The organism is Candidatus Neomarinimicrobiota bacterium (assembly GCA_041862535.1).
Classification (GTDB): Bacteria; Fidelibacterota; Marinisomatia; order SCGC-AAA003-L08; family TS1B11.
This window is the reverse complement of sequence record JBGVTM010000359.1, coordinates 1-6,325: the sequence shown is the minus strand read 5'-3', so window position 1 is coordinate 6,325 and position 6,325 is coordinate 1. Positions and strand designations below refer to the sequence as shown.

The window sequence follows — 6,325 nt, the reverse complement described above, 5'->3', positions numbered from 1 at the left end:
CCGCGTAGCCCTGCTGGCAAGAACCTCCAGCGCCGAAAGCATGATCGCGGTCGGCTCCAGCGTAAAGTTCACCGTCACAGTACCGCCGACGGATAGGCTCACGGTCCGGCTGACCGGAACATAGCCGATGACCGAAGCTGTCACGGTATAGGTCCCCACCGACAGACCTCTAATATCGAAGAACCCGTCGGCATCCGCCGCGGCACCGAAAGTCGTGCCCTCTAAGACGACATTGGCCCCGGGGAGCGGATCCCCGGTGGCCGCCTCCGTCACCCGGCCCGAGATCGTGCCCGTCTGGGCCCACAGCAGGAACGGCACGGCGAACATCACCAGCATTGCAGCAAAGCCACGATGGTTCATATTGCCTCCCGAGTAGTTGGGTTGATTGGTAGGAATGAATGGTAGGGTACAGATGCGCGCCGTTGGGCAATTACGCATCCGGCCTATCCCTATAGGAAGAGATGTGATTCAAATGAGATTCCTTTAAGATGAAAAATTAGCTCTCCCAAGACAATTTGAATTTAGAAGAGGGCGCGATAGGGCACAAGGGAATTGGCCTTGAGAATAAGCCTCTAACCCCAACTTTTTGGGGTTAGTATAGCCAGCTATGGAATATGTTGGGCAACATACTCCAGGATCTCGCGAGCAATGGCAGCCTTGCTGTCAAGCGGAATCTCCACCTCTTCACCCGAGGAAGATAAAATCCACACATGGTTGGTATCCGCCTCGAATCCCGCCCCTGGTTCATCATAGCGATTGACCACAATAAACTCCGCCCCCTTATCCCGCAGCTTCTCCCGGGCGGGATCGAGGTCACGGCCCGCCTGTAGACTGAAAGCCACTAAAGTGCCGGTATACTTATTCCGGATAGCCTTAAGAATATCCGGCGTGGGCTTGAGGGCAACAGAGGTATGCTTGCTGGATCGGGGGATTTTTTCCTTTTCAACGGCAGCTGGTCGAAAGTCCGCGACAGCCGCTGCCATGATGAGTACATCCTGTTGAGCACAATCGCGTTCTACGGCAGCCAACATTTCCTCGGCCGTAGTGACATAAACCATGCGACATCCCGGTATAGAAGCCAGCGCTACGGGACCACTGATCAGGGTAACCTCAGCACCGAAATCCCTGGCGGCCGACGCCAGAGCATAGCCCATTTTGCCGCTGCTGCGGTTGGACAGATACCGCACCGGATCCAGGGGTTCCCGGGTCGACCCAGCGGTGACCAGCACGCGCTTCCCGGCATACAACTGGGGCACATCCAGCATGCTGCGCAGCCTGGCCAGGATGCGCTCCACTTCGGGAAAGCGTCCCACGCCGCGGTCAAGGGTGGCCAGTTCGCCCTCATCGGGGTCCATCACCTGGCGCTCCCAACCCCGCAGGCGGGCTACGGCGTCTTGCGTGGCGGGATTGCACCACATGCGGAAATTCATGGCCGGCACGTACAGCACAGGACAATCCGCGATGTTCAGCAGCGTGGAAAGAAGGTCGTCGGCGATGGCGTGAGAGGCCTTGCCCAGGATATCAGCCGTGGCCGGTGCCACCACCACCGCATCGAAGCTTTCAGCGATTGCCACATGCGGCACGCCCGCCTCCGGATCGCGGGGGAACTGGTGAATCAAGACCGGGTGGGCGGTGAAGGCGGCAAAAGTAGCCGGCCCCACGAACCGGGTGGCGGCTTCCGTCATGGCAACGGTGACGTCCACCCCTTCCCGGCGCAAAGCACGCACAAGCTCACAGGACTTGAAAGCGGCAATGGAACCGCACACCCCTACCAGAACGCGCTTATTCTTGAGGTTGTTCGTCATACTTCAGCTCCGGAATAACCACCAGATCGTAACTGCCCCTGCAAGGATGCCCTTCCAGGTGCCAGATTTGCGAACTGCCTACCGGATTGGAACCATGCACCAGCAATTTATGGCTGCAACGGGTGCCATAAAAGCCACTATGTCGGCATACCTTGGGATGCTCCCGGAGGCGATCTGCATGCCGTTCGAGCCACTCCCTGTTAGTCTCAGCGCCACTTAACTGAGCCGTACCGTCAAAGGGGGTATTGTCCACCTCGTACACGCCGGGGGCTAGAGCACGCTGTGTCAGCTCCTTCCCCTGCCAGGTGAACAGGACGGCCCGGGCCCGATCAGACACCAGCAGGTTGAAGTTATTATACCGGCGGGCAGTGAGCAGCCGTTGCAGGCGGGTGGATGCCTTTACGGCAGAATCCAGGGCCATCATATCCACCACCAACGCCCCCCGGGTGCATAAGCCGGTATCCCTCCGCCCGGGAAAGATGTTGGTCAGCGCCGCCACCACCCCATTTCCGTTGAGACCGATCCAGGTACCGCCGGCCTCAAGGTCCCGGGGAGCAAAGTATGGCCGTTCGTTCATTCGCCAGGCCCAACCCTCCGACAACCGGGCGTAAGCCTCATCCCGGTTAGTTAGAATGGTCAGCGGGTAGGTATCACTAGGCCGAAAACGGAACAGCAGGGTGCACATGTCAGCTAGCTTATCTTCAAATGAACCTGGCTGCCAGAGGGGCCCGAAGGACTGACCGCTGCCCTTTAATCGCGGTCATGTGAACAGATCCAGACTGATATCTACAAACGGGGCACTATGTGTCAGGTACCCAACCGACAGTCCGTCAACGCCGGTCTGCGCGTATTTTGCTACATTGTCGAGCTTAATACCTCCCGAGGCTTCGATGAAGATATCCTTGCCGCAGGCGTGGTCCCGGATGAGCGTTACACAGGCGTGCACCTCTTCGACTGGCATGTTATCCAGGAGGAAGGCGTCCACGCCGGCTGCCAGACCGGCCTCAACCTGGGCCCTCGTCTCCACCTCCACCTCAATGGGCATATCGGGATACCTCCGCCGGAGGCTTTTCACCGCCCCCGCTATGCTACCGGTGGTGGCGATATGATTGTCTTTTACCAGAATCCCGGAAGAGAGGTCCAGCCGGTGATTCACGCCTCCCCCCACCGCCACCGCATATTTCTCAAAGCTCCTGAGACCGGGAATAGTTTTGCGCGTGTCCAGGATTTTAACCCCGAAAGGAGAGGCCTCGTTTACATAGGCCCGGGTCAGAGTAGCGATGCCCGACAGGTGCTGGATCAGATTCAGCATCACCCGTTCCCGGGTCAGGATATAGCGAGCAGGACCGGCAATGGTGCCAATGATCTCCCCGGCTGCCACCGGCTGACCATCAGCAACATTTAGCTCAACATCACAGCGGTTCAGGAAACAGCCCTGGACAACCGCTGCACCGGCAAAGATGAGCTTCTCCCCAGCCTTAATTTGAGCAGTAGCGGTGACATCATTCGGTGCCACCCCATCAGTGGTGACATCTCCTGCAGGGACGTCTTCAGCTAAAAATTCCACAATCTGTTGGTGCACCCAATCGGGATCGAGCGTTATCTGTTGGAATAATATCCGCCGAACCATCATTTAACAGGCAACTGAACCGGCCAACAGCTTGAAGATTATCCCAGGGCCATCATCCGCTCAATAGGGCGCAGGGCCTTGAGACGAAGCTCCTCTACAATAGTGATTTCCGGCGATTGATCTTGAAGAGCCCGGTAGATTTTCTCTACCGTAATCAGCCGCATGTAGGGACACAAGGCGCCGGTGTGATCGTTTTTGGTAGGAACAGGGATAAATTCCTTCGCTGGAGACAGTTTCTTCATCTGGTGGATCACTCCGGCTTCTGTGGCCACTAAGTACTGGCGCGCCTGGCCTGTTACCGTTGCGCTGATAATAGCGGCGGTGGAACCGATATGGTCAGCCTGCTGCAATATCGCCTCCTCACATTCCGGATGGGCCAGGAGAACCGCCCCCGGATAGCGGGCCTTCAAACTTAGGATAGCCGGCAGGGAGAAACTTTCATGGACTACACAGGAACCGGGCCAGATTTTCATGTTCCGGCCGGTCTTCTTTTTCAGATAGTACCCAAAATTGTAGTCAGGGGCAAAGATAATAGGCCGATCTTCTGGTATGCTGGCCAGGACTTGCTCAGCGTTGGATGAAGTACAGATAATATCTGAAAGGGCCTTCGCCTCCGCTGAGCTGTTGATATAGACCACCACTTCATGGTCAGGGTAACGCTCAATAAAGTCCTGGAAGGCCTCGGCCGGGCAGTCGTCTGCCAGGGAGCAGCCTGCCTCCAGATCTGGCAGCAATACCGTTTTCCCGGGATTAAGGATCTTGACCACTTCCGCCATAAACCGGACCCCGCAGAAAAGGATCACGTCCGCGTCCGTCACAGCAGCCATCTGGGCCAGCTGCAGGCTGTCGCCCAGGTAATCAGCCAGATCCTGAATATCCGGATCTTGGTAGTAATGAGCCAGAATAACCGCGTTTCGATCCTGCTTTAAGTGATCAATCTTCTTAACTAGGTCCGGGGAGGACTGAAGTGACTGATTGGTCGTACACATATATCTGGGTTGAACGCTATATCTCGCAGGATGTTCGTATAATATTCCGCCAGGCCTGGGCCAAGGCACGAGCTACCTCTTCCAGCTCCCGCCGGTCATCTTCTTTAAAAGCTGCCGGAGTGTCACTGTCCAGATCCAATACTCCAATGAGCCGTTCATCGTCAAGTATAGGTACCACAATCTCAGATTGGACTGAGAGGCTGCAAGCGATATACCGGCTGTCCCGGTGGACATCATCCACGACGATGGTCTCGTGGCTGGCTACGGAGGCGCCGCAGAGGCCACTATCCAGCGTGATGCGGGTATGGACCGTTGGCTGCCCCAGGTAGTGATCGTCTCGCAGCGTCAGTACATCCCCCTCCAGCAGGTAGACCCCCACCCAGTCGTAGGTGGGCTTCATAGACTTCACTCCCGCCACTGCGGTGCGGATGGCCATATCGAAGGAGGGCTGGGCTAATATGTCTTCGGCTAGAGACATGGTGGGGTAATTTAGGAAGGATCGGAGAACGGGGAAAGGGGGACAGTTAGCGGCAGACAGAACGGGTAAGTAGAAATTGATGCGGGCATAGGTGAAGCCGCCATAGTGTGGGCCGATAATGCGCCCACAGAGGTAACTTGCATAATGCTGAAGGCGACGGTGAAAGAAAGGAGGTTAGTAAGTTGTCGCTTTTCAAACCGGAAGCCACGAAATTCAGCGCATGATAGCCTTCAGAGTACCCCTGGCTGGCGTCTTGCTGCTCACAACGGCCCTCGGCCAATCTGAAGGGTACCAGACCTACCCTCAAAAGGTGGCCACCGGCCTGCGGATTACCATCACTGCTCCCGCCAACCGCTCGCTCTGGCTAACTACCGGTCTGGGGCTCCTGGCGGCCCTGCCCCTGGATAGCCGCATCCGGCAGCAGGCCGTGGAACAGGGGTTGATGCCAGAACCCCTCGCACGCTTTGGTGACGCTTGGGGAGGGTACGTAGCAGCGCTATCGATCCTGCCAGTGGTCTATGCCGCCGAAGCCATTCGGAATGCACCCCGCCAGCAGACCTACCGGCGATTGGAATTCACCTTCATCAGTCTAACCACGGTTGGCGTAACGACGTCCATGCTTAAGTGGGCCGTGGGTCGGGAGCGCCCCAATGGTCGCGGATACCTGTCATTCCCCTCCGGTCATACCTCCCTGTCATTCGGCGTAGCAGAAGTGGTGCGAACCCTCTACGGCAACCGCATAGGGGCTCTATTCTATAGTCTCGCCCTCGTGACGGGAATCAGCCGCATCCACGATAACAAGCATTACCTTTCCGACGTGGTCGCCGGCGCCGGACTGGGCATAGGACTGGTAAGAGGATTCAACCTGAGCTTGCCCTCCAAAAGTGGATCGGAGGTCGTACAGGTCGCTTTTGTCCCCGGATATATTATACTAGGATTTCACTTTTGAGCACCCGCCCAGTGTGCCCTTGTTACCAGACTAATTTATCTTTTGCACCTCAACTGTCAATTGGCATATAAGGAGCTGCACCATGACCCAACCCAATATCAACCTGCTGGCTGTCCTGATTGCTACCATCCTGGGATTCGGCCTGGCGGCCTTGTGGTATTCACCCAAACTATTCGGCAGCCAATGGCTGACCGCCCTGGGCATGTCACCGGAGGAAATCCAGGCGGGGCCCAGCCCGGCGCGTACCTACGGAACCCGCTTCGTGACAACCCTGGTGGCCGCCTATATCCTGGCCCGGATTCTCGTGCATACCGGGGCCACCACCCTTGTTTCCGGCATTGAGACCGGATTCCTGGTATGGCTTGGCTTTGTGGCCACCTTTACCCTGGAAAGCGTCGTGTTTGAAAAGAGCCCCTTCAAGCTGTACCTGATCAACAGCGGCTATTACCTGGTGGGACTGATGGTCATGGGGGC

Annotated in this window: 8 protein-coding genes; 2 read left to right on the top strand and 6 right to left on the bottom strand. The window is 57.1% G+C overall.

The window, feature by feature from the left end:
* From ACETWG_12965 to ACETWG_12940, 6 genes are all read right to left on the bottom strand, one after another.
* Positions 1 to 438, bottom strand: a 438-nt coding sequence (locus tag ACETWG_12965; protein ID MFB0517497.1) for a carboxypeptidase-like regulatory domain-containing protein, incomplete at its 3' end; no start/stop codon positions are given.
* Positions 439 to 605: 167 nt separating this feature from the next.
* Positions 606 to 1,805: a bifunctional phosphopantothenoylcysteine decarboxylase/phosphopantothenate--cysteine ligase CoaBC gene (gene coaBC, locus ACETWG_12960; protein MFB0517496.1), complete on the bottom strand. Its 1,200-nt coding sequence runs from the start codon at positions 1,803 to 1,805 to the stop codon at positions 606 to 608.
* Positions 1,783 to 2,490: an NRDE family protein gene (locus ACETWG_12955; GenBank protein MFB0517495.1), complete on the bottom strand. Its 708-nt coding sequence runs from the start codon at positions 2,488 to 2,490 to the stop codon at positions 1,783 to 1,785. Before ACETWG_12955 ends, coaBC begins: the two co-directional genes overlap by 23 nt.
* A 75-nt stretch (positions 2,491 to 2,565) precedes the next feature.
* Positions 2,566 to 3,438 carry a carboxylating nicotinate-nucleotide diphosphorylase gene (gene nadC, locus ACETWG_12950; GenBank protein ID MFB0517494.1) on the bottom strand — a complete coding sequence of 291 codons (873 nt, stop codon included), beginning with the start codon at positions 3,436 to 3,438 and terminating at the stop codon, positions 2,566 to 2,568.
* A gap of 35 nt (positions 3,439 to 3,473) precedes the next feature.
* The gene (gene nadA / locus ACETWG_12945) at positions 3,474 to 4,424 is read right to left on the bottom strand and encodes a quinolinate synthase NadA (protein ID MFB0517493.1); all 951 of its coding nucleotides are present in this window, start codon (positions 4,422 to 4,424) and stop codon (positions 3,474 to 3,476) included.
* Between the two features lie 16 nt (positions 4,425 to 4,440).
* Positions 4,441 to 4,902 carry a GAF domain-containing protein gene (locus ACETWG_12940; protein MFB0517492.1) on the bottom strand — a complete coding sequence of 154 codons (462 nt, stop codon included), beginning with the start codon at positions 4,900 to 4,902 and terminating at the stop codon, positions 4,441 to 4,443.
* 220 nt (positions 4,903 to 5,122) lie between these two features.
* Here ACETWG_12940 and ACETWG_12935 point away from each other — a divergent pair, with 220 nt between their 5' ends.
* Together ACETWG_12935 and ACETWG_12930 are read left to right on the top strand one after the other, a co-directional pair.
* A complete protein-coding gene (locus ACETWG_12935; GenBank protein ID MFB0517491.1) occupies positions 5,123 to 5,851 on the top strand; it encodes a phosphatase PAP2 family protein in 729 nt (242 codons plus the stop codon).
* An 82-nt stretch (positions 5,852 to 5,933) separates the two neighbouring features.
* Positions 5,934 to 6,325, top strand: a 392-nt coding sequence (locus tag ACETWG_12930; protein MFB0517490.1) for a DUF1761 domain-containing protein, incomplete at its 3' end; no start/stop codon positions are given.

Bases quoted from the DNA above. Each gene is read 5' to 3' on its own strand.
- coaBC (MFB0517496.1), bottom strand. From the start codon at position 1,805: ATGACGAACAACCTCAAGAATAAGCGCGTTCTGGTAGGGGTGTGCGGT.
- ACETWG_12955 (MFB0517495.1), bottom strand. From the start codon at position 2,490: ATGTGCACCCTGCTGTTCCGTTTTCGGCCTAGTGATACCTACCCGCTG.
- nadC (MFB0517494.1), bottom strand. From the start codon at position 3,438: ATGATGGTTCGGCGGATATTATTCCAACAGATAACGCTCGATCCCGAT.
- nadA (MFB0517493.1), bottom strand. From the start codon at position 4,424: ATGTGTACGACCAATCAGTCACTTCAGTCCTCCCCGGACCTAGTTAAG.
- ACETWG_12940 (MFB0517492.1), bottom strand. From the start codon at position 4,902: ATGTCTCTAGCCGAAGACATATTAGCCCAGCCCTCCTTCGATATGGCC.
- ACETWG_12935 (MFB0517491.1), top strand. From the start codon at position 5,123: ATGATAGCCTTCAGAGTACCCCTGGCTGGCGTCTTGCTGCTCACAACG.